Source organism: Zoogloea dura, from assembly GCF_012927165.1.
GTDB lineage: Bacteria > Pseudomonadota > Gammaproteobacteria > Burkholderiales > Rhodocyclaceae > Zoogloea > Zoogloea dura.
The window spans coordinates 67,948-89,383 of sequence record NZ_JABBGA010000007.1 but is presented as its reverse complement, the minus strand read 5'-3'; the positions used below and the strand labels follow the sequence as shown (position 1 = coordinate 89,383).

The following is a 21,436-nucleotide window of genomic DNA, read 5'->3' as shown; positions in this document are numbered from 1 at the left end:
GGACCGACAGAGGCACGCGAGCATAAAAAATGCCCGACGGGAGAATAAAAGTTACAAATCTCCAAGACTGTTTCCTGCTGCAGGGCTTACCGCGGCATGAATCCGGCTGGCATACTCCAGTCTCCAGCGCTTGCGCTTCGCCTGTAAAATTACCCGACAGCTTTTCCTTGTCGATCGCTCCGATGCCTGCCCTGGTCTTGGTATTTTCGAGGCCTCGACTAACCTGAAGACTCCGAGCGCCCTGCCGTCCCCGATGAACCGTTCATCAAGCACGAGCCTCACTGCCCCGCCCGGAGTGGCCCTGACCGGTCGGGCACCGCCCCCCATCCCCTTGCAGGAGGCTCACCTGGAAGATCCCGTCCTGCGGCTGGCACCCGAGATCCGCAGCGCCCCCTGTCCGCCGCCCACTCCAGGGGCCCGGACGATGACAGACGTGTGGCACGCCACCACCGGGGTGCGCACCCGCGTACCTGGAACAGCCCTGTACGCGGCGCTCGCCTGGCGCGGGCATTTCCTGCTGCTGATGGGCGATGCAGACGAGGCGCAGGGCCGGATGCACCTGCAGCTTGTCGATAGCGAACTCCGCTTCCTCGATTCGGCAAGCCTGACAACGCCCGGGGCCTGCCAGCCGCCCGGCCCGCTGGTGCTGTCCCACCCCAACCACATCGTGTTCTGTTTCCCGGCCGGTGGAACGGTCTGGCGCATCAGCCTCTTCCCCGCCTTCCGGCTACGCCTGCCGAGGCTCTCCGAACCCGCCGATGTACAACGCCACTTCTCCTGGCGCCGCCATTTCGGGGTGGCGCGGATCGACTGATCCGCGCTTCGCGCCAGCGCAGCTCAGACTACCGGCGGATACACCCCAGCAGCGGCAAAGAAACTGTCCAACCGCCCGATCAGGCCGGCCTTCTCTGCATCCGTCACAAAACTCGCCTCGAAACTGTTGCGGGCCAGCCGGTACCAGGTGGCGGCATCAAACGCGAACGCGGCCTGCACGGCCCGGATGTTGTCGTTGAGATAGCCGCCGAAATACGCCGGGTCATCGCTGTTGAGGGTCACCCGGGCGCCCGCCGCGAGAAGTTGCGGCAGGCTGTGCTCGCTCATCTCCGCAAACACGCAGAGGCGGGTGTTGGAGAGGGGACACACCGTCAGGGCCACCCCCTCGCGGGCCAGGCGGGCCAGCACCGCCGGATCGTCCACCGCCCGTACGCCGTGGTCGATGCGCCGGGCGCCGAGGATGTCCAGCGCCTCGGTGATGTACGCCGGCGGCCCCTCCTCGCCAGCATGGGCCACCACCGGCTTGCCCAGCGCGCGGCAACGGGCGAACAGGCGGGCGAACTTGGAGGGCGGATGTCCTCGCTCCGACGAATCCAGCCCGAAGCCGTGGATGCGCCCGATGAAGGGCTCCGCTTCGTCCAGCGCCGCCAGGCATTCGTCCTCGCTGAGATGGCGCAGGAAGCACAGGATCAGCCGGCCGCCGATTCCCCAACGACGGGCGCCTTCGGCGAGGCCGTCCTCCAGGCCTTCGAGCACGGTCCGGAAAGGGATGCCGCGGGCCGTGTGGGTCTGCGGGTCGAAGAAGATCTCGGCGTGGATCACCCCGTCGGCAGCGGCCCGCTCCAGGTAGGCCAGCATCAGGTCACGGAAGTCCTCGCGGGTCCGCAGCACGTCGGCGCAGGCGTAATACAGGTCGAGAAAGCTCTGCAGGCTGTCGAAGGCGTAGGCCGCCTTGAGGGCCGCCTCGTCGGCATACGGCAGGGAGATCCCGTTGCGGCGGGCCAGGGCGAAGGCCAGCCCGGGCTCCAGGGTGCCTTCGATATGCACATGGAGCTCGGCCTTCGGCATGCCGAGGGCCAAGGCCAGCGGATCGGCGGAAAGAGGTGCGGTCATGGTCGGATCTCCCGGAGAGGTGCACGTAGGCGCATCTTAGAACTCCACAAAAAAAGGCGCAGCCGAAGCTGCGCCCAGGTTGCCACTTTGCGAGGAGAGAAAGTGGCTTACTTCGGGATGGCGCCTTCCACGCCTTCCACGTAGTAGTTGATCTTGCGCAGGTCCGTGTCGCCCATGCTCTTGCCGGCGGCGAGGATCTCCTTGCCGTCCTGGGCCTTGAGCGGGCCGGTGAAGGGGTGCAGGGTGCCGGCCTTGATGGCGTCGCGGCGCTCTTCGGCCAGCTTCTTCACGTCGGCGGGCACGGCCGGACCGAAGGACTCGATGTTCACCGCGCCTTCCTTGACGCCCCACCAGATGTCGCCCGGCTTCCAGGTGCCTTCCAGGCTCTCGCCGACCACCTTGTTGTAGATCACGCCCCAGTGCAGTACCGAGGCCGCCAGGTGGGCCTTGCCGCCGAACTTGCTCATGTCCGAATCCCAACCGAAGGCCAGCACGCCCTTCTCCTGGGCCGCCTGCACCACGGCGGGCGAGTCGGTGTTCTGCATCAGCACGTCGGCGCCCTGGGCGATCAGGGTCAGGGCGGCCTCGCGCTCCTTGCCCGGGTCGAACCAGCTGTTCACCCAGATGGCCCGGGTGGTGGCCTTGGGATTGACGCTGCGGGCGCCGATGGTGAAGGCGTTGATGTTGCGGATCACCTCGGGGATGGGGATCGACGCCACCACGCCGAGCTTGCCGCTCTTGCTCATCTTGCCGGCCACCACGCCCAGCATGTAGGCCCCCTCATAAGTACGCACGTCATAGACGCCCAGGTTGGGGGCGGTCTTGTAGCCGGTGGCGTGCATGAAGGCGGTCTTGGGGAAGGCCTTGGCCACCTTGAGCTGCTGGTTCATGTAGCCGAAGGAGGTGGCGAAGATCATCTTGTAGCCCTGCTGGGCCAGGTCGCGGAAGACCCGCTCGGCGTCAGCCGTTTCGGGCACGTTCTCGACGAAGGTGGTCTTCACCTTGTCGCCGAACTTCGCCTCCACGGCCTTGCGGCCCTGGTCGTGGGCATAGGTCCAGCCGTGGTCGCCGGTGGGGCCGATATATACGAAGCCGATCTTGGCGGGGTCGGCGGCCAGCGCCTGGGAGGCGAGCCCCAGCGTCACGACGAGGGTGGCGACGCGGCACGCTGCGGTCTTGAATCGGGACAGGGACATGGGGTTCTCCATGGACACAGGTTTAGGTTGGTGGCTTCACTGTAACAACCGGACCGCCCGCAACCCATCCCGGTTCCGTTATGAAGGGTATATGGATCGGGCCACCAAGCCTCCTCCGCTGGAACGGGATAATCCACCCATCCCCACACGGAGCCTTGCCATGCCCCCCTTCTCCCCCCAGGACGAGCACTTCCTGCGCCAGGCCATCGCGCTGTCGGGCGAGATACGCACGCGCGGAAAGCACCCATTTGCCGCCCTGGTCGTCGATCGGCACGGCCACATCGTCGCCGAGGCCGGCAACGACTCGCTGCCGCCGGAGGGCGACCCGACCCGCCATGCCGAGCTGGTCGCGGCGTCGCTGGCCGCGCGCCTGCTGCCACCGGAGGAGCTGGCCGCCGCCACCCTGTATTCCAGCGCCGAGCCCTGCGCCATGTGCGCCGGGGCGATCTACTGGTGCGGCATCGGCCGGGTCGTCTATGCGCTGTCCGAACACAGCCTGCTCGGACTGACCGGCGACCATCCCGAAAACCCCACCTTCGCCCTGCCCTGCCGGGAGGTCTTCGTGCGTGGCCAGCGCCCCATCGAGGTGATCGGCCCGCTGCTGGAAGACGAGGCCGCCCTCGCCCATGCGGGCTTCTGGAGCCGCCCCTGACACACCGCCCCGCAACGGGGCCCGAACACATGAAGTCGCATCAGTTTGGGGAATATCAAAGGGCAAAGGACAGCGTTATGCTCTAATATGGTGCAAATTGCGGTAAAACCTGATGGAAAGCCTATGCATGCACCATAAGCAGGCATTCAGCAGGCCCGTATCACGCCGCTACAGCCTCCGTCACCACCGCCATGTCTCCAGAATTCCCCGTGAAGCCCACGGGTGGCACCCGCCACCCGTGGGCGCGCTTCGTTCTACCCCTGCTGGCCATTTCCGCCCTGATCGGCGTGATCGGCAGCGTGGCCTACGGCTACCTGAGTGATGAAATCCGCCAGGACAACCAGCGCACCCTGGCTGTCATCGCTGAACAGAAACGCCAGCAGATCGAAGACTGGCTGAGCAGCACCCGCATCGACGCGGAGTCGTCCTTCTCCGGGCATTCCCAGTTCGAGACCCTCTTCGGTGAATGGCTGGCCGGCCAGCGCCGGGACGCCCGGGTCCTCAGACACATGCAGATGCTGATGGAGGAGATCGCCCAGGTGCGTGGCTGGGAAAGCGTGACAGTGCTGGACGGCGAGGGCGCAAGCGTCTTCGGCGTCGGCAAGGCGCAGCCGCAGGAGCACGGCGCTCTGATCCGCGACGTGCTGGAGCGGCCGCGCATCCAGCTCGTCGATCTGCACCGCAACGCCCAGGGCGAGGCCCTGTATGGCGTGCTCGCCCCCATCGGCCCCTCCGGCGCCCGCCCCCTGGGCATCGCCTACCTCACCTGGAAGGCTGACCGGACCCTCTATCCTCTGGTCGAATCGTGGCCCGTCCCGACCCGCACTGCCGAGACCTACCTCGTCCGCCGGGACGGCCAGGCGGTACGCTTCATCACGCCCCTGCGCCATCAGCACGATGCCGCCCTGTCGATCACCCGCGCCCTTGGCACGCCCGACCTGCCCGCCGCCCGCGCCGCTTCCGGCGAACAGGGCATCCTGGAGGGCGGCCGCGATTACCGGGGGGTTCCGGTGCTCGCCTACACCGCCCCGGTGGCCGGCACCCCCTGGCTGATGATCGCCGAGATCGATGAGCAGGAGGCCTATTCCGGCATCCGCACCACGGCCTGGGCCACCGGCCTGGTCATGGCGCTGGGCCTGCTGCTGGTGTATTCCGCCGGCTACCTGATGTGGCGGCGGGATGGCCAGCGCCAGGAACTCGCCACCCTCCAGGCCCGCCAGGCTGCGGAAGCCCGCTTCCGGGTCGTCTTCGAACAGGCGCCCCTGGGCGTGGCCCTGCTTGACTCCGGCTCCAACCGGATCCTCGAGGCCAACCGCCGCTTCGCCGACATCGTCGGCCTGGGCCAGGCCGAGCTGGCCGGGCTGGACCCGATGCAGATCACCCACCCGGACGACGTCATCCTGAGCCGGCGCAAGCTGGCCGGGCTCAAGGCCGACGATGCCGGCGGCTACCGGATCAACAAGCGCTACCTGCGCCCCGACGGCACGGTGGTGTGGATCAGCCTGACCTGCGCCCCGGTCAAGGTCGAGACCGAGGACACACCGCGCTACCTGGCCATCGTCGAGGACATCACCGAACGCAAGCACATGGAGGAGCGCCTGAGCATCAGCGAGGAACGCCACCGCCTGCTCGCCGACAACGCCATCGATGTGATCCTGACCATGGACCTGGAAGGGCATGTGTCCTACGTCAGCCCCTCCGTCGAACAGCTCCGCGGCTTCACCCCGGACGAGGTGCGGAGCCAGCGCCTCGACCAGATGCTGACGCCCGACTCCCTGCGGATCGCCCAGGCCTACCTGCGCGAGCTGCGCACCAGCATCAAATCCGGCGAGCCCATCGGCCACTTCCGGGCCGAGCTGGAACAGCGCTGCCGGGACGGCAGCACGGTGTGGACCGACGTCACCGCCAACCCCCTGTTCGGCAGCGACGGCCGTTTCATCGAGATCCTCGGTGTCACCCGCGACATCAGCGAGCGCCGGCACCACGAGCAGGAGCTGCAGCAGGCCTACGACGCCGCCGAGGCCGCCAATGCCGCCAAGAGCGAGTTCCTGGCCCACATGAGCCACGAGATCCGCACCCCGATGAACGCCGTGCTGGGGCTCGCCCAGGTGCTCGAGCGGGAAGCCCTGGCCGGTCACCAGCGGGACATGGTCCAGCGCATCCGCAGCGCTGGCCAGTCCCTGCTGGCCATCCTCAATGACGTGCTCGATCTCTCCAAGATCGAAGCCGGCCAGTTACGCATCGAGCCCCGCCCCTTCCGGCTCGAGGTGCTGCTCGCCAACCTGGACAGCCTGATGGGTCAGGCCGCCCGTGCCAAGGGCCTGGCGCTGCACCTTCCGGCGCAGCCGCTGCCGCCCGGCCCGCTCCTGGGCGACGGCCTGCGCCTCGAACAGATCCTGTTCAACCTGACAGGAAACGCTATCAAGTTCACCGAACGGGGCGACATTTCCCTCGAAATCCACAACCTGCCGGCCGAGGCCGGCAGCCTGAGGATACGCTTCGAACTCCGCGACACCGGCATCGGCATCAGCCCGGAGGCGCTCGACCGCCTGTTCGCCCCCTTCACTCAGGCCGACGCAGGCATCGGGCGGCGCTTCGGCGGCACCGGCCTGGGGCTGTCGATCTGCAAGCGCCTGGTGGAGCTGATGGGCGGCGAGATCGGCGCCGAGAGCCGCCAGGGGGCCGGCAGCCTGTTCTGGTTCGAACTCCCCTTCGGCCTGGCCGCCGCGGATGCGCCGGACACCCTCGCCGTGGCCCCCGCCCCCCGCCCCAGCGGCCCGCGCCTCAACGGCGCGCACCTGCTGGTGGTGGACGACAGCGCAATGAACCGCGACCTGGTCGAACGGGCCCTGGCCCTCGAGGGCGCCACCACCACCCTGGCCGCCGACGGCCTGCAGGCCCTGCAGATCCTGCAGGCCCGGCCCGGCGGCTTCGATGCCGTGCTGATGGACGTCCAGATGCCGGTCCTCGACGGGCTCACCGCAACCCGCAGGATCCGCGAGGAGCTCGGCCTGTCCGCGCTGCCCATCATCGCCTTCACGGCCGGGGTCAGGGACGAACAGCAGGCCGCCGCCCGCGAGGCCGGGGCCAACGACGTCCTGCCCAAACCAATGGACCTGGAACAGATGACTGTGCTGCTGGCCCACTGGATTTCCGGCCCCGCCGCAAGCCGCGCGGCACCGGCGCAGCCCGCCGCAACAAGCGCTGCGCGCCCGTCCGTCACGGCCGGCGACGACGCCGGTTTTCCGGACATCCCCGGGATCGACCGCCAGCGCGCCGCCCAGCGCCTGAGCCGTGACCGCGACATGTTCCTGAGCCTGCTCGAGCTGTTCGTCGAAGACAACGCCCAGGCCCCGGCCCTGGCCCGCCAGGCTCTGGCGCAAGGCGACCGGGACAGCGCCGCCAGGCGCATGCACACCCTGCGCAGCAATGCCGGCTTCCTCTGCGCGCTGGACCTGATGGAGAGCGCCGGCCAGCTCGAGAAAGCCATTGAGCAGGACGAGCCGGACCTGGATGCCCGCCTCGCCGCCCTTCAGGCGGAGATCGATGCCCTGATTGCAGCCAGCGCCCCCTGGCGCATGGACTGCAAGGTCTGAGCCCGGCCCCGCCGGGCCAAGCAGGGATCAGGCCTCCGCGGCCGGCTCCATCGCGGCGAGCGTCTTCTTGAGATCGGCCAGGATCTCGCTCAACACCAGATGCTGGCCATGCCAGATCGGCGCGCCGGCCATGGCGATATCGGCGCACTCAAGGGCGGTCCGCAGAATCTCGTTTTCGGCACGCAGGATTTCGTTCGCCGCACGCAGGTGCTCGATCTCGAGTGCCGCCGCGCCATTGAGTTCGCAATCCGGCGCATGGGCGCGCAGGTTTTCGACGATGTCCATCACAACTCCTTTTCTCGCAAGGCCTGCACCGGTCCGGAAACTCCGGACCGGTGCAGGCCTTGCCGACAGCCTGAAGTATGAAGACGGCACACCTATATTAGAAATAGATTAATAATATTGGACTCATCATCCGTTCCGATACGTCAGCATGGACCTGCGACAGATCGACCTCAACCTCCTGCTGTCCCTCGACGCCCTGTTGGCCGAATGCAATGTCACGCGGGCGGCGCGCCGGCTGCACCTGAGCCAGCCGGCCCTGTCGGGGCAGCTGGCGCGCCTGCGCCAGATCTTCAACGACCCGCTGCTGCTGCCCGCCGAGACCGGGCGCGGCATGACCCCCACGGCCCGTGCGCTGGCCCTCGGCCCGGCGCTCCATTCGGTGCTGAAGGATCTGGAAGCCGTGGTGCAGTACCGCCCGAGCTTCGACCCCCTGACCGATGAACGCAGCTTCCAGATCGCCGTCAACGACACGGCCATGGTGGTGCTCGGCCTGCCACTGATCGAAAGGCTCGCCACGGAGGCCGGCCCCGGCGTGCGCGTGGCCTTCCGCAATCCGGCCGCGGAGACGATTGCCGCGCAGATGGAGGGCGGCGAGGTGGACCTGCTGATCGCCTCGGAACGCCTGCTGCCCGCCTCGATGAAGATGCGCCCGCTGGTCCACGGCCGCTTCGTGATGGCTCAGCGCAAGCGTCATCCCCGGGGCACCGGCCCCCTCGACGTGGAGGCCTACAGCGCCCTCCGGCACGTGCTGGTGACCGAATTTGCGGGGCGCTTCACCGGCTACATCGATGAAGCCCTCGCCGAAAGGGGATACCACCGCCAGGTGGTGGTCTCGGTCGAGAAGTTCTCACTGGTCCCCGAGATCCTGCGCCACTCGGACTACGTGTGCACCCTGCCGTCGATGCTGATGGGCCGCTTCTCCCACGCGCTCGACATGTTCGACCTGCCCTTCGACGACCGGGGCTTCGGCCTGCAGCTGGGCTGGCACCCCCGCAACCACGCCGATCCGGCGGTGAGCTGGCTGCGGAACCTGGTGCTCGGACTGGTGGAGGAAGGCGCCGGCGGCGCTGCCTCCGCCATCCGCACTCAGCAGGGCGTGTAGAAGCGCACGTCCAGCGGTTCCGCCAGCAGCGGCGCGCTATTCACCACCAGCCCCTTGAGATGCGGCGTCTCCATGTGGGCGTTGATGGCCTCCTGGCTGGCCCACTCCTCGACGAACAGGAACTCGGCCGCATCGGCCTTGTTGTTGATGAGCTCGTAGCGGATGCAACCGGCCTCCTGGCGCGTGGGCTCGAGCATGCCCAACAGCAGGGGACGGAGCGCTTCGATCGAATCGGGACGGGCGACAAGGCGGGCAACGATGTGAATGGACATGAATTTCTTTCAGGGTTCTGGATGAGCCGCCATGTATAGCCCAAAACGACGTGTTTGCGTGCAGGGGCAGGTTTCATTGCAGGCTTGAGCGAAGGCCCGGGGCGGCGGATGAAGCCGCAGGCGGCCTTTCTTGAAAACAAGAATCATTATCAATTATAATCCCCCGCCGAACTTTTCTTTCCAGCACAAGCCAGCCTCCGCCAGCCAGTGCCCACTGACTCAGGAGAACAATGTGATGCTGCGAATGACCCCGGTCGCGCTGGCGCTAAGTGTGGCTTTGTTGCCCCAGTCGGCCAACGCCCAGGTGGCTGCTGCCGAAGGAAGCGCCGGCGAGGCGACGCTGACGGCCGTAAAGGTGAGCGCCGGCACGGACTCGCCGACGGAGCTGCCATCGCCCTACGCCGGCGGCCAGGTCGCCAAGGGCGCGCGCCTGGGTGCGCTCGGCAACCAGAATGTGATGGACACGCCGTTCAACATCACCAGCTACACCGCCGAGCTGATCGAGAACCAGCATGCCCGGAGCATCGCCGACGTGGTGGCCAACGACCCTTCGGTGCGCTTCACGACCTCTGGCGGGCACATGTACGAGAACTTCCGCATTCGCGGTTTCGACGTGAACCAGAACGATGTGTCCATCGACGGGATGTTCGGGTTGGTTCCGTCAGGCCACGTTCCGCTGGAATTCGTCGAACGTGTCGAAGTCTTCAAGGGGCCGAGCGCCCTGTTTGGCGGCATGGCGCCCAGCGGCGCAGTCGGCGGCACGATCAACCTGTCGCCCAAACGGGCTGGTGATGCCCCCTTGACCCGGGTGTCAGTGGGCGTCCAGTCGGGATCGCAGCTCAGCACCAGCGTCGATGTCGGCCGCCGCTTCGGCGAACGCAAGGCCTGGGGCCTGCGGGTCAATGCCGCCTACAGCGACGGCGACACCACGCTGGATGGCCAGTCGAAGAAGCGCGAGTTCGTGTCGGCAGCGCTGGACTACCGGGGCAACGCCCTCAAGGCATCCCTCGACACCTACTACAGCAAGGAGTCGTTCAAGGGCGGCACGCCAGCCATGTTCTGGTTTGCCACCACGGCCATCCCGAAGGCACCGGATCCCAGCATCAACCCGTTCCCGGCCGCCTATGGCGAGCTCGAGAGCAAGGCGCTGATCGCCCGCGCCGATTATGAATTCCGCCGCGGCCTGGCGGCCTTTGCCGGGGTCGGCCTGATGCACCACGACTTTGCCGGCTTCATCAACGGCACCCACATCCGCAGCATCAATGCGGCAGGTATCAGCAAGACCTCCTTCACCTCCGGCCAGCGCGGCTACAACGAGAACCTGGCATCGGAAGCCGGCCTGCGCGCCAGCTTCGACACTGCCGGGGTGGGGCATGAGCTGGTGCTGCACGCCTCCGGCCTGAGCCAGGAATCCGGCGCCGGCAGCTCGATCTCCTCGCCCGCCTTCACCACCAGCATCTACAGCCCGACCTTCCAGGCCATGCCCTCGCTGCCGGCGACCACACCGAAGACCAGCGAGACCGATCTGTCCAGCCTGGCCCTGATGGACACCTTGTCCTTCCTGGAAGACCGCCTGCGCCTGACCATCGGCCTGCGCAACCAGCAGATCAAGACCACCAACTACAACGCCGCCGGCGCGGTCACGGCGCGCTACGACAAGAGCGCCGTGACGCCCGCCGTGACGATCGTCGCCAAGCCGTGGGGCCCCGCCGTCTCTCTCTACGCGAACTACGTGGAAGGCCTGAGCAAGGGCGACACCGTCACCACCCCCACCACCGCCACCAACTACCTGCACGTCTTTGCGCCGTACAAGACCGAGCAGAAGGAAGCGGGCGTCAAATGGAATGCCGGCAGCTTCGCCCATACGGCGAGCCTGTTCGAGATCACCCGGCCCATGATGGTCGCCACCGGCAGCAGCGCCGCGCCCACCCTGTCGGACGACGGCGAGAAGCGCATCCGCGGCCTGGAATGGAACACCTTCGGCGAGCTGGCGCGCGGCCTGCGCCTGCTCGGTGGCGCCACCTATACCCAGGGGGTCCAGACCAAGACCGCCTACGGCCTGAACGATGGCAAGGTGGCTGTCGGCGCACCCCGCTGGCAGGGCAACCTGGGCAGCGAATGGGATGTTCCGGGGCTGCCCGGCCTCACCTTGAGCGGGCGCCTGATCGCCACCACCAACCAGTACCTGGATGCCGCCAATACCATCCGCATTCCGGGCTGGGGCCAGGTGGACGCGGGGGCCCGCTACGCAACCATGATGGATGGCCGCAGGCTGGTGCTGCGCCTCAACGTCATCAACCTGTTCGACCGCCATTACTACGCGGGCAGCTTCAGCGACACCACGCCGATCGCCACCCTGGGCCTCGCCCGCAGCGTGTCGGCATCCGCCACGATGGACTTCTGAGGCCATGGGACACAGCGCCCGGCGCCTGAAGGCATGCGGACTGGTCCTGGCGGCGTGGGTGCTGCCGGCCACCGCCAGCGACCCGCACACCTGGAGCGAAGTGACGCTCCCAGCCGCACAGCAGCTCGATCTGCGCTCGGCCGAGGGCCACGCCTACCGGATCTACCTGTCGGTCCCGGCAGCCCCGCCACCGCCGGGGGGCTACCCGGTGTTCTACGTGCTCGATGGCAATGCCGCCTTTCCGGTGGCCGCCTTCCTCGCCCGGATCTCGGCGGGGCGACGGGACGTCACTGGGCATCCGCCGGCCCTGGTGGTCGGCATCGGCTACCCCGGTGCCACCGACTTCGACGTCCCGGCGCGCCGGCGCGACTACACCCCGGGCGGCAGCCAGCCGGGTCCGGATGCAGGCCGCGCCACGCAGTTCCTGGACTTCATCGAGCACACGGTGAAACCCCTGGTCGCCGCCCGCCACCCCGTGGACGGGCAGCGGCAGGCACTGTTCGGCCACTCCTTCGGCGGCCTGTTCGTGCTCAATGCGCTGTTCACCCGGCCGGCCGCCTTCTCCACCTACATCGCCTCCAGCCCCTCCATCTGGTGGGATGGCCAGCGCGTGCTGCAAGGTCTGCCCGCCCTGCAGGCGCAGGGCGATGCACCCCGGCCGCGGGTCCACATCAGCGTCGGCGCCCTGGAAGACGATCCGCCCAAAGGCAACTACCCGCCGGAAATGCGGGCGCTGCTCGACTCGCGCAAGATGATCCCCCCCGCCCGGGAACTCGCCGCACGCCTGGGCGCCCTGCCGGGCTGGCGTGAGCGGGTGGCCTACCACGAGCTTGCCGGCGAAGACCACGGCCCGGTCTGGCTCCCCGCCATGAGCCGCGGCATGCAGTTCTTTCTGGACACACCCCGAGCGCCCCTTCCGCCATGAACACACTGACGCTCCTCGCCCTCGCCACCGCCCTGGCCGGCTGCACCTGCATCCATCTCGCCTCGCCGAACCAGCGCTGGCGCCACACCCCCCTGCCCGCCGGACCCGCACGCGGGCTGGGTGCCCTGCTGCTGGCGGCCAGCTGGCGGGGCTTCGCAGAGCTCATGCAGGCCACCCCCGCCACCTTCACCTTCGCCACCGTGCTGATGCTGCTGTTCGTGCTCCTGCCCTATGTCGGCGCCCTCATCGCCATGAGGCGGGCGCGCTGATGGACACGCGCAAACCCCTCCCCATCCAGCGCGACTGGGTCGCCAAGAGCCTGGCCGGCACCTTGCTCGGCTTCGGCCTGGCCCTCTGCATCAGCGGCCTGTTCGTCCGCCTCAATCCCGGCATGGCGCTCCCGGTCAAAGGCCAGCTCGCCATGTGGATGCTCCCACCGATCTGGCTCGGCACCCTGGCCGGCAGCTATTTCTTTTCCAGCGGCCTGCGCGCCTGGCTGTGGCTGGGTGGCGCCAACCTGCTGCTCGCCGCAGTCCTGGCTGCCATTTCCGCGTCATCAGGAGCCTGAGCACGATGCTGCGAGCCGACTTCATCCGCATCTACAAGGCCGTGCACACCTGGACCGGCATCCTCACCGGCATGGCCTTGTTCATCGCCTTCTACGCCGGCGCCCTGACCGTCTTCAAGGAGCCGCTGGCACGCTGGGTGGCACCACCGGCGCTCGACCGGCCTGCCGTCCCCTTGAGCGCAGCCCAGCCCCTCATCGTCGAGACCCTGCGCACGCATCCCGCCGCCGCCAGGGACTTCACGCTCCACCTGCGGGACGCGGAGCACCTGCCTGCCCGCATGGAATGGCAGATCCGCCCGCCCGGTGGCGACGACCACGACGAATCCGGCGTCCGCCACTACGCGGCAAGCCTGGACGCTCAGGGCGCGGCCCAGGTGACCGAGACCCATCCGTCACGGGTCGCCGCCTTCATCGACACGCTCCACCGCGTCGTCGGGCTGCCGGTGGACAACGACCCGAACCGCTGGGTGATGGGCCTCGTCGCCGCGCTCTACACCCTTGCGCTGGTCTCCGGCGTCATCGTGCTGCTGCCCTCTCTGGTCAAGGACTTCTTTGCCCTGCGGATCGGCAGGAACCTCAAGCGCATGTGGCTGGACGCCCACAACGCGGTCGGCATCATCAGCCTGCCCTTCCACCTGGTGATGGCCCTGACCGCCGTGGCGTTCGCCTATCACGACGGCTTCTACAGCGTGCAGGACGCGCTCATCCATGGCGGCAAGTGGTCATCCGCCTTCGAGCGCCAGCGGCCGACGCCGGGCGCGGCACCGGCACGCGATCCGGCCGCCATGCTGCCGCCGCTGGAGCTCGTCGCCCGGGTCCAGGCGCTCTCGCCGGGCTTCGAGCCCGTCCTGCTGCAGTACCAGCAGGTGACCGGCCCCCGCCCCATGGTGCGCGTGTGGGGCAAGGACGCGGCCGCAGTGTCGCCACGCGCACGGGGCGGTTTCGCAGCCATCGACCCCTACTCCGGCAAGCTGCTCGGCAGCGACTTCCTGCCCGGCCTGCAGAGCACCCCCAATCTCGTCATCAGCAGCTTCTTCGCGCTGCACATGGCGGCCTTCGGCGGCACCCTGGTGCAGTGGATGTACTTCCTGCTCGGGCTGGCCGGGGCTTGGCTGTTCTACAGCGGCAACCTGCTGTGGATCGAGACCCGTCGCCGCAAGGCCCCCCGGCAAGGTGGCGAGCTGCCGGCCCAGCGCCGCGACGCCCGACTGCTGGCGGCCGGCACGGTGGGGGTGTGCCTGGGCTGCGTGGGCGGCATCTCGCTCACCCTGGTGGGCGGAAAATGGCTGCATGACCATGTCGAGGACCTGAACGCATGGCACTGGGGGCTGTATTACGCGGCCTTCTTCGCCAGCATCGCCTGGGCCTTCCGGCGGGGGGCAGGCAAGGCGGCGGTTGAACTGCTGTGGGCCGCGGCCGCCCTGACCGCGGCGATTCCGGTCACCACGCTGCTCGGCTGGAGCCTGCCTTCCCTCGGCCTGTGGGCGCATACCTCCGTCGCCACCCTGAGCGTCGACGCGACAGCCCTGGCCGGAGCCCTGGCCCTGGCGTGGATGGCGCGGGCCACAAGCCGCCGCGTGCGTGAGGGCGCCGCGGACAGCGTGTGGTCGGCAGGTGGTGGATAGGACGGGGGACGACGACGACGGGGCGCCGGACGCGCCTCTAGAACAGTTCCACGCCCGTCTCGCCCCTGCCCATGTTCAAGGCCGTCAGGACCTGCTCGAACTGCGCCTCGAAGTCCGCGCTGCGCGACATGCGCTCGAGCACCCGCTGGATGGCGTTGTCCATGGCGTGGCTGATGGAGGACTCCTGGGTCTGCGAGGTGTTGAGCCAGGAATACGAACGCTCGATGCCGTCGGCCAGCTCCTGTAGCAGCAGCCGGCAATCCATCTGCATCACACGGTTCTTCTCGCCCAGCACCAGCAAGGCCTGCTCAGCGGTGGTCATGGCCACCTGCAGTTGCTCGGCGCGCTGGCGCGCCTCCAGGCGCATGTCCACATTGACCGCCAGCGCCTCCGCCGTCTCGGCCAGGATCACCAGGCTGTCGCGCAGGGCGCCGGCCCGCTCCGGCTCGGCCGCCTCGTCCGGCATGTCGGACACGATGATCGAGGCGCGCTCATAGTTCACCACCAGGCGGCGCTTGAACTGGAAGACCCGACCCATCTCCTGGGCGTAATCGAGGATCGACAACTCCAGCGGCGTCGGCTCGCCATGGCCGGTCACCGCCGCCCGGCCGGTGGCATGGTGGATCACGGCACAGCAGCTGAGCCCCAGATCGCGGGTCGCCCCCATCAGCTGTACCGCCAGCTCGCGGTAGTCCTGACAGACCATGCTGGAGCGCATGAAATTGAGCAGGATGCCGTTCTGGGTGGCCCCCGACAGAAAGCCCATGGCCATCCGTTCGAGCACCGCCTTCTCCTGCGCCAGGGTCAGCGCCACCTGATGCTGGCGGATCGCCACCCCGACCTTGCGGATCAGGATGTCGCCATTCACCGGCTTGGTGATCAAATCATTGCCTCCCGCCTCGTAGGCCTTGAGGTGCTCCTCCAGGCACTGGTGGGCGGTCACGAAGATGATCGGGATGCCCGCCCATTCGCGCAACTGGCGACAGGTCTCATAGCCATCCAGCCCCGGCATCCCCACATCGAGCAGCACCACGTCGGGCAGCTGGGCCCGGCACAGCTCGAGGGCCTCCTCGCCAGACGCGGCGGTCAGCACGTCGAACTTGCGGGCCAGCACGCTCCGGTGGGCCGTGCGGGTCATCCGGTCGTCGTCGACGACCAGCACCCGACCGGTGATCACGACGTCATCCTCGATCGCCATCTCCCCGTCCGTGCCTTCCGGTGTGTGACTCAGCATCAGCGACATCCTCAAATCGTAAAAAAGGGTGAGCAATTCATGTAGTCATGGAGTCTAGCTGCAATTGCCGGCGCCGACTTCATACAGCAATCCCCATACCCCGTATACGCCGCCGCCGGCAGCGCCGCGGCGCGCCATGTGTTAACTTGAAATTGTCCCGGACAGTCCGGCATGAGCGAGCCCCCACCATGAGCGAACGTCCCATCCACTTCTATTTTCGTGGCGAGATCCGTCAGGTCGGCGGTCTCTCCCCCGCCCGCACGGTGCTCCAGTACCTGCGCGAGGATGTGCACGCCACCGGCACCAAGGAAGGCTGTGCCGAGGGCGACTGCGGCGCCTGCACCGTGGTGCTGGGCGAGGCGGTGGACGGCCAGCTGCAGCTGCGCGCAGTGAATGCCTGCATCCAGTTCCTGCCGACCCTCGACGGCAAGGCCTTGTTCACCGTGGAGGATCTGGGCAACCAGAGCGGCCTGGGGCTCACCGGCCTGCTCCATCCGGTTCAGCAGGCCCTGATCGATACCCATGGCTCCCAGTGCGGCTTCTGCACGCCGGGCTTCGCCATGTCGCTGTTCGCCCTTTACGAGAACAATGCCGACTGCCCCGGCCGCGAGGCGGTCTGCGATGCCCTGTCGGGCAACCTGTGCCGCTGCACCGGCTACCGGCCCATCGTGGACGCGGTGCCCGTCGCCTATGCCCAGCCCCGGGTGGCCGTGGATCGGCCTGCGGTCCTGGCCGCACTTGCCACGATGGCGACCCTGCCGCCCCTCGATTACCGGGCCGCCGGCCAGCGCTTCCTGGCGCCGCGCAGCCTGGACGAACTGGCCGCCGCCCGTCTGGCCGCCCCGCAGGCCCGCCTGCTGGCCGGCTCCACCGATGTGGGCCTGTGGGTCACCAAGCAGCTGCGCGACCTCGGCGACCTGATCCACCTGGGCGCCGTGGCCGAACTCAAGCTCATCCGGCACGATGCCGACGGCCTCACCATCGGCGCCGGGGCCAGCCTCACCGACGCCTTCGCGGCCCTGGGCGCCATCGAACCGGCGTGGGACGAGCTGGCCCGCCGCTTCGCCTCCACCCCGGTGCGCAATGCCGGCACCCTGGGGGGCAACGTGGCCAACGGCTCGCCCATCGGCGACTCCATGCCCGGCCTGATCGCCATGGGTGCCCACGTGGTGCTGCGCAAGGGTGATGCCGTCCGCAGCCTGCCCCTCGAGGACTTCTACCTGGCCTACCAGAAAACCGCCCTGGAGCCCGGCGAGTTCCTGCAGGCCATCCACATTCCGCCTCAACCCGCTGAGCGCCTGTTCCGCACCTGGAAAGTCTCAAAACGGGAGGACCAGGACATCTCCGCCGTCTGCGGCGCCTTCGCCCTCGACCTCACCGATGGCATGCTGCGCGGCGCCCGCATCGCCTTCGGCGGTATGGCAGCGACCCCGCTGCGGGCCCGCGCCACCGAGAGCTTCCTGCTCGACAAGCCGTGGAGCGCCGACACCGTGGACGCCGCCGCCGCCATCCTCGCCAACGAATACACGCCGCTTTCCGACATGCGTGCATCCGGCACCTACCGTAGCCGCATCGCCGCCGGTCTGCTGCGGCGCCTGTGGCTGGAACAAGCGGGCACCGCCCCGGCACGCCTCGGTGATCTGGAGGAACTCGTATGAGCGCAGCGCTCCCCAACCCCGTCCCGGGCGTCGGTGACGGCCTGCCCCACGAAAGTGCCCACCTGCACGTCACCGGCCGCGCCACCTATATCGACGATCTGCCGGTGCCGGCCGGCACCCTGCATGCGGCCCTCGGCCTGTCCGCCATCGCCCACGGCCGCATCCGCCACCTGGACCTGTCGGCGGTGCTGGCGGCGCCCGGGGTGCGGGCCGTGATCACCGCGGCGGACATCCCCGGCGTCAATGACTGCGGGCCGGTCAAGCACGACGATCCGATCCTGTGCGAGGGCGAGATCCTGTTCCACGGCCAGCCGCTCTTTGCGGTGGCCGCCGACAGCCACGACCTGGCCCGCCGCGCTGCCCGCCTGGCGAAGATCGAGGTGGAGGCCCTGCCGGCCCTGCTCACCGCCGAAGCCGCCGCCAAGGCCGAGTCCTGGGTGCTGCCGCCCGTCGAGGTGAGCCGCGGCAACGCCTTCGCCGCCCTGGCCGTGTCGCCCCGCCGCCTGCGCGGCGAGGTGCAGCTGGGCGGCCAGGAACACTTCTACCTCGAAGGGCAGGTCGCCTGCGCGATCCCCGGCGAGGACGACACGATGCGCGTGCTCACCTCCACCCAACACCCCACCGAGATGCAGCACATGGTGGCCCACGCCCTCGGCTGGCGGGTGCACCAGGTCACCGCCGAGTGCCGGCGCATGGGCGGCGGTTTCGGTGGCAAGGAGAGCCAGTCGGCCCAGATCGCCTGCATCGCCGCCGTGCTGGCCCAGCGCTGCGGGGTGGCCGTCAAGCTGCGCCTGGACCGGGACGACGACATGCGCATCACCGGCAAGCGCCACGACTTCCACATCGAGTACGACGCCGGCTTCGACGAGGATGGCCGCCTGCTCGGGCTCAAGCTGCTGCTGGCCTCCCGCTGCGGCTTCTCGGCCGACCTGTCGGGGCCGGTGAACGACCGGGCGATCTTCCACGCCGACAACGCCTATTACCTGGACGCGGTGGACATCCTGAGCCTGCGCGGCCTTACCCACACCGTCTCCAACACCGCCTTCCGGGGCTTTGGCGGTCCCCAGGGCATGTTCGCCATCGAGATGGTGATGGACGACATCGCCCGCGAGCTCGGCAAGGAGCCACTGGAGGTGCGCCGCCTCAACTTCTACGGCACCAGCGACGCCACCGGCCGCAATGTCACCCACTACGGCATGAAGGTGGAAGACAACGTGATCGAGCCGCTGGTGGACCAGCTCGCCGCCAGCGCCGGCTACGCCGCCCGGCGGGCCGCCATCGACGCCTTCAACGCGGGCAGCCCGGTCATCAAGAAGGGCCTGGCCCTGACCCCGGTGAAGTTCGGCATCTCCTTCACCGCCACCTTCTACAACCAGGCCGGCGCCCTGGTGCATGTTTACAACGACGGCACCGTGCTGGTCAGCCACGGCGGCACCGAGATGGGCCAGGGGCTTTACACCAAGATCCGCCAGATCGTGGCCCAGGAGTTCGGCCTGCCCATCATCGATGTGCGCCTGTCCTCCACCGACACCAGCCGGGTGCCCAACACCTCGGCCACCGCGGCCTCATCGGGCACCGACCTCAACGGCAAGGCCGCCCAGGCAGCCTGCCAGGCCATCCGGCGGCGCATCGCCGGCTTCGTGGCGGAGCGCCTGGGGGTCAGCGACGACCTGGTGATCTTCGCTGCCGGCATGGTCAGTGCGCCGGGCTTCGATGCCCCCTTCGCCAGCGTGGTGGCGGATGCCTACAAGGCCCGCATCCAGTTGTGGGACGCCGGCTTCTACCGCACCCCCAAGATCCACTACGACCCGGTCACGATGCAGGGCCGGCCCTTCTACTACTTCTCCTACGGCGCCTCGGTCAGCGAGGTGGCCATCGACACCCTGACCGGCGAATCGAAGGTGCTGCGCGTGGACATCCTCCACGACGTAGGCCGCTCCATCAATCCGGCCATCGACATCGGCCAGATCGAGGGCGGCTTCATCCAGGGCATGGGCTGGCTGACCACCGAGGAGCTGGTCTACCAGCCCGACGGCCCCCAGGCCGGGCGCCTCGCCACCCACGCCCCGTCCACCTACAAGATCCCGGCGGTGTCCGACCTGCCCCGCCAGTTCAATGTGCAATTGTTCGACAACGCCAACGTGGAGGACAGCATCCACCGCTCCAAGGCGGTGGGCGAACCGCCGCTGATGCTGGCCTTCTCGGTCTTCTTCGCCCTGCGCGACGCGGTGGCCGCGGCCCTCGGCCCAGGCACCCGGCCCAGGCTCGACGCGCCGGCTACACCAGAGGCGATCCTCAAGGCGCTGAAGGGGGGGCGGCTATGAACCCGGGATGCAGGGGTTGCAGGGGCGGCTTCAGCCGCCTGCAGCGCCTTGACTGGGCGGCTTTCCTTTGTTTTGCGTTGGATTGGCCGGGAATTCGCCCCGGCGGGCGACCCCTTTCTTTGCGTCGCCAAAGAAAGGGGGAAAGAAAGGCGACCCGGCTTCCCCGGTCATCCGCTGCACGGACGACTCCCCTGCGCTGCTCGCATCGGGCGGCCGGCGCGGAACTCGTCGGCTGCGCCTCCTCAGACAGCCGCGCCGGAAGGCCCCGCCCGCTGCTGCGCTGCTCGGCGGGTCAGAACGGGCTTTCAACAGACACCGAGCCTCTACGGAAACGCCGGTGGATGCGAGACCTTGGGGTTTTGCTCTTTACCCTGAAAGCCAACCCCGGTTTCAGCAAACGCGCGGTGTTTGCGAAAAGCCCGTTCCGACCCGCCGAGCAGCGGAACGGCAGGCGGGGAAGTCCGGCGCGGCTGTTTGAGCCCGCAGGGCGAGTTCCGCGCCGGCCGCCTGCCGTGAGCAGCGCAGGGCAGTCGTTCGCGCAGCGAACGACCGGGGAGGCGGGTCGCCTTTCTTGCTTACTTCTTTGGCGAAGCAAAGAAGTGAGTCGCCCGCCGGGGCGAAATCCCGGCCAATCCAACGTGAAACAACGGAAAGCCCCCCCACCCGCCTCCACCCTCCAGGAGATGTCACCATGAACGACTGGCTGCACACCCTCGCCAACTGGCTTGAAGCCGGGCAACCGGCGGTCATGGTCACCGTCGTGCGGGCCGACGGCTCCACCCCGCGGGAGGCGGGCGCCACCATGCTGGTCGGGCGCGCCGCCACCGCCGACACCATCGGCGGCGGCCACCTGGAGTGGCTGGCCACCAGCACCGCGCGCGAGCTGCTGCTCAGCGACGCCAAGCCGCGCCTGATGCGCTGCGCCCTCGGCGCCAGCCTCGGGCAATGCTGCGGCGGCGCCGTGTGGCTGGCCCTGGAGCGCATCGACGTGCGCGATGCCGCCATCTGGCGCACCCGCGCCGAGGCTGTCGCCGCCGGCCACACCCTGCAGCGGCGGCTGCTCTCCGGCGACGAGGGCAGCCTGTGGTCCCTGGCGGAGGGCGACCCCGGCCGCGGCGAGCCGGCCCACTTCTGGTCCGACGGCGGCCACTGGCAGTTCGAGCAGCAGGTGGCGGCCAGCCGCTTTCCGGTGATGCTCTTCGGCGCAGGCCACGTCGGCGAGGCCATCGCCCGCGCCCTGGCACCCCTGGGCGCCCAGGTGAGCTGGGTGGACAGCCGCGACGACATCTTCCCGGCCGTGGCCCCCGACGGCATCACCCCGCTGTGCACCGACACCCCCGCCGCGGAGGTGCGCGCCGCCCCGCCGGGCAGCTACTTCCTGGTGCTGACCCACAGCCACGCCCTGGACTTCGAACTGTGCGAGGCCATCCTCGCCCGCGAGGACTTTGCCTACTTCGGCCTGATCGGCTCGGCCACCAAGCGGGCCAGCTTCGAACACCGCCTGATCGCCCGCGGCCTCGAGCCGACCCGGCTGATCGACATGACCTGCCCCATCGGCATCCCCGGCGTACGCAGCAAGCAGCCGGCCGTCATCGCCGCCTCGGTGGCGGCCCAGCTGCTGCAGGTGCGCGAAGCCCGCGAAGCGGTGGCGAAAGTTGCCCGCCCGGTGGCGATCACCCCTTTCCTGCTATCCGGAGCCCGCCCGTGA

At 68.6% G+C, this 21,436-nt stretch carries 17 protein-coding genes; 12 read left to right on the top strand and 5 right to left on the bottom strand.

All coding sequences use genetic code 11. The features are described from left to right. Positions 1-424: 424 nt before the first annotated feature. Positions 425-814, top strand: coding sequence for a hypothetical protein (locus HHL15_RS10760; RefSeq protein ID WP_169145762.1), 390 nt, complete (start codon positions 425-427; stop codon positions 812-814). A gap of 23 nt (positions 815-837) precedes the next feature. On the opposite strand, the gene HHL15_RS10755 is transcribed toward HHL15_RS10760, so the two are convergent. Continuing rightward, positions 838-1,887, bottom strand: coding sequence for an adenosine deaminase (locus tag HHL15_RS10755; protein ID WP_206198713.1), 1,050 nt, complete (start codon positions 1,885-1,887; stop codon positions 838-840). A gap of 107 nt (positions 1,888-1,994) precedes the next feature. Further along, on the bottom strand, positions 1,995-3,083 hold the full coding sequence (locus HHL15_RS10750; protein WP_169145761.1) for a BMP family ABC transporter substrate-binding protein: 1,089 nt from the start codon (positions 3,081-3,083) through the stop codon (positions 1,995-1,997). Between the two features lie 160 nt (positions 3,084-3,243). Here HHL15_RS10750 and HHL15_RS10745 point away from each other — a divergent pair, with 160 nt between their 5' ends. Both HHL15_RS10745 and HHL15_RS26475 read left to right on the top strand, forming a co-directional pair. Next, on the top strand, positions 3,244-3,735 hold the full coding sequence (locus HHL15_RS10745) for a nucleoside deaminase (RefSeq protein ID WP_169145760.1): 492 nt from the start codon (positions 3,244-3,246) through the stop codon (positions 3,733-3,735). Positions 3,736-3,944: 209 nt separating this feature from the next. Further along, complete coding sequence (locus HHL15_RS26475) at positions 3,945-7,331, top strand: PAS domain S-box protein (RefSeq protein WP_328825022.1); 3,387 nt, start codon at positions 3,945-3,947, stop codon at positions 7,329-7,331. Between the two features lie 27 nt (positions 7,332-7,358). Here the strand turns inward: HHL15_RS26475 and HHL15_RS10735 are convergent, their stop codons facing one another. Beyond that, entirely contained in the window at positions 7,359-7,616 is a 258-nt protein-coding gene (locus HHL15_RS10735) for a hypothetical protein (protein ID WP_169145759.1), read from the bottom strand. 148 nt (positions 7,617-7,764) lie between these two features. Between HHL15_RS10735 and HHL15_RS10730 the strand changes: the two genes are divergently transcribed. Beyond that, positions 7,765-8,718, top strand: coding sequence for a LysR family transcriptional regulator (locus tag HHL15_RS10730; protein WP_169145758.1), 954 nt, complete (start codon positions 7,765-7,767; stop codon positions 8,716-8,718). Here HHL15_RS10730 and HHL15_RS10725 read toward each other — a convergent pair. Continuing rightward, the gene (locus HHL15_RS10725) at positions 8,703-8,990 is read right to left on the bottom strand and encodes a putative quinol monooxygenase (protein WP_169145757.1); all 288 of its coding nucleotides are present in this window, start codon (positions 8,988-8,990) and stop codon (positions 8,703-8,705) included. The genes HHL15_RS10730 and HHL15_RS10725 overlap by 16 nt on opposite strands. 235 nt (positions 8,991-9,225) lie before the next feature. Between HHL15_RS10725 and HHL15_RS10720 the strand changes: the two genes are divergently transcribed. The 5 genes from HHL15_RS10720 to HHL15_RS10700 are packed head-to-tail and all read left to right on the top strand — an operon-like array spanning position 9,226 to position 14,512. Beyond that, positions 9,226-11,394 carry a TonB-dependent receptor gene (locus HHL15_RS10720; RefSeq protein ID WP_169145756.1) on the top strand — a complete coding sequence of 723 codons (2,169 nt, stop codon included), beginning with the start codon at positions 9,226-9,228 and terminating at the stop codon, positions 11,392-11,394. 4 nt (positions 11,395-11,398) lie between these two features. Continuing rightward, positions 11,399-12,319 carry an alpha/beta hydrolase gene (locus tag HHL15_RS10715; RefSeq protein ID WP_169145755.1) on the top strand — a complete coding sequence of 307 codons (921 nt, stop codon included), beginning with the start codon at positions 11,399-11,401 and terminating at the stop codon, positions 12,317-12,319. After that, positions 12,316-12,588, top strand: a complete 273-nt coding sequence (locus tag HHL15_RS10710; RefSeq protein WP_169145754.1) for a hypothetical protein — start codon at positions 12,316-12,318, stop codon at positions 12,586-12,588. The genes HHL15_RS10715 and HHL15_RS10710 overlap by 4 nt, the downstream gene beginning before the upstream one ends. After that, positions 12,588-12,887, top strand: a complete 300-nt coding sequence (locus tag HHL15_RS10705; RefSeq protein ID WP_169145753.1) for a hypothetical protein — start codon at positions 12,588-12,590, stop codon at positions 12,885-12,887. Before HHL15_RS10710 ends, HHL15_RS10705 begins: the two co-directional genes overlap by 1 nt. 5 nt (positions 12,888-12,892) lie before the next feature. After that, positions 12,893-14,512 (top strand): PepSY-associated TM helix domain-containing protein, encoded by a 1,620-nt coding sequence (locus HHL15_RS10700; protein WP_206198712.1) that lies wholly within the window; start codon positions 12,893-12,895, stop codon positions 14,510-14,512. Positions 14,513-14,549: 37 nt separating this feature from the next. Here HHL15_RS10700 and HHL15_RS10695 read toward each other — a convergent pair whose 3' ends face one another. After that, positions 14,550-15,746, bottom strand: a complete 1,197-nt coding sequence (locus HHL15_RS10695; protein WP_169145752.1) for a response regulator — start codon at positions 15,744-15,746, stop codon at positions 14,550-14,552. A gap of 188 nt (positions 15,747-15,934) precedes the next feature. Here HHL15_RS10695 and xdhA point away from each other — a divergent pair, with 188 nt between their 5' ends. The 3 genes from xdhA to xdhC all read left to right on the top strand — a co-directional run bounded on the left by xdhA (position 15,935) and on the right by xdhC (position 21,436). Beyond that, positions 15,935-17,404, top strand: coding sequence for a xanthine dehydrogenase small subunit (gene xdhA, locus HHL15_RS10690; protein ID WP_169145751.1), 1,470 nt, complete (start codon positions 15,935-15,937; stop codon positions 17,402-17,404). Further along, the gene (gene xdhB / locus HHL15_RS10685) at positions 17,401-19,728 is read left to right on the top strand and encodes a xanthine dehydrogenase molybdopterin binding subunit (protein WP_169145750.1); all 2,328 of its coding nucleotides are present in this window, start codon (positions 17,401-17,403) and stop codon (positions 19,726-19,728) included. The genes xdhA and xdhB overlap by 4 nt, the downstream gene beginning before the upstream one ends. Positions 19,729-20,419: 691 nt before the next feature. Next, positions 20,420-21,436 carry a xanthine dehydrogenase accessory protein XdhC gene (gene xdhC, locus HHL15_RS10680; protein WP_169145749.1) on the top strand — a complete coding sequence of 339 codons (1,017 nt, stop codon included), beginning with the start codon at positions 20,420-20,422 and terminating at the stop codon, positions 21,434-21,436.

What these genes read in the sequence shown, in the direction of transcription:
- HHL15_RS10760 (WP_169145762.1), top strand. Translation starts at nt 425, where the DNA reads ATGACAGACGTGTGGCACGCCACCACCGGGGTGCGCACCCGCGTACCT.
- HHL15_RS10755 (WP_206198713.1), bottom strand. Translation starts at nt 1,887, where the DNA reads ATGACCGCACCTCTTTCCGCCGATCCGCTGGCCTTGGCCCTCGGCATG.
- HHL15_RS10750 (WP_169145761.1), bottom strand. Translation starts at nt 3,083, where the DNA reads ATGTCCCTGTCCCGATTCAAGACCGCAGCGTGCCGCGTCGCCACCCTC.
- HHL15_RS10745 (WP_169145760.1), top strand. Translation starts at nt 3,244, where the DNA reads ATGCCCCCCTTCTCCCCCCAGGACGAGCACTTCCTGCGCCAGGCCATC.
- HHL15_RS10735 (WP_169145759.1), bottom strand. Translation starts at nt 7,616, where the DNA reads ATGGACATCGTCGAAAACCTGCGCGCCCATGCGCCGGATTGCGAACTC.
- HHL15_RS10730 (WP_169145758.1), top strand. Translation starts at nt 7,765, where the DNA reads ATGGACCTGCGACAGATCGACCTCAACCTCCTGCTGTCCCTCGACGCC.
- HHL15_RS10725 (WP_169145757.1), bottom strand. Translation starts at nt 8,990, where the DNA reads ATGTCCATTCACATCGTTGCCCGCCTTGTCGCCCGTCCCGATTCGATC.
- HHL15_RS10720 (WP_169145756.1), top strand. Translation starts at nt 9,226, where the DNA reads ATGCTGCGAATGACCCCGGTCGCGCTGGCGCTAAGTGTGGCTTTGTTG.
- HHL15_RS10715 (WP_169145755.1), top strand. Translation starts at nt 11,399, where the DNA reads ATGGGACACAGCGCCCGGCGCCTGAAGGCATGCGGACTGGTCCTGGCG.
- HHL15_RS10710 (WP_169145754.1), top strand. Translation starts at nt 12,316, where the DNA reads ATGAACACACTGACGCTCCTCGCCCTCGCCACCGCCCTGGCCGGCTGC.
- HHL15_RS10705 (WP_169145753.1), top strand. Translation starts at nt 12,588, where the DNA reads ATGGACACGCGCAAACCCCTCCCCATCCAGCGCGACTGGGTCGCCAAG.
- HHL15_RS10700 (WP_206198712.1), top strand. Translation starts at nt 12,893, where the DNA reads ATGCTGCGAGCCGACTTCATCCGCATCTACAAGGCCGTGCACACCTGG.
- HHL15_RS10695 (WP_169145752.1), bottom strand. Translation starts at nt 15,746, where the DNA reads ATGCTGAGTCACACACCGGAAGGCACGGACGGGGAGATGGCGATCGAG.
- xdhA (WP_169145751.1), top strand. Translation starts at nt 15,935, where the DNA reads ATGAGCGAACGTCCCATCCACTTCTATTTTCGTGGCGAGATCCGTCAG.
- xdhB (WP_169145750.1), top strand. Translation starts at nt 17,401, where the DNA reads ATGAGCGCAGCGCTCCCCAACCCCGTCCCGGGCGTCGGTGACGGCCTG.
- xdhC (WP_169145749.1), top strand. Translation starts at nt 20,420, where the DNA reads ATGAACGACTGGCTGCACACCCTCGCCAACTGGCTTGAAGCCGGGCAA.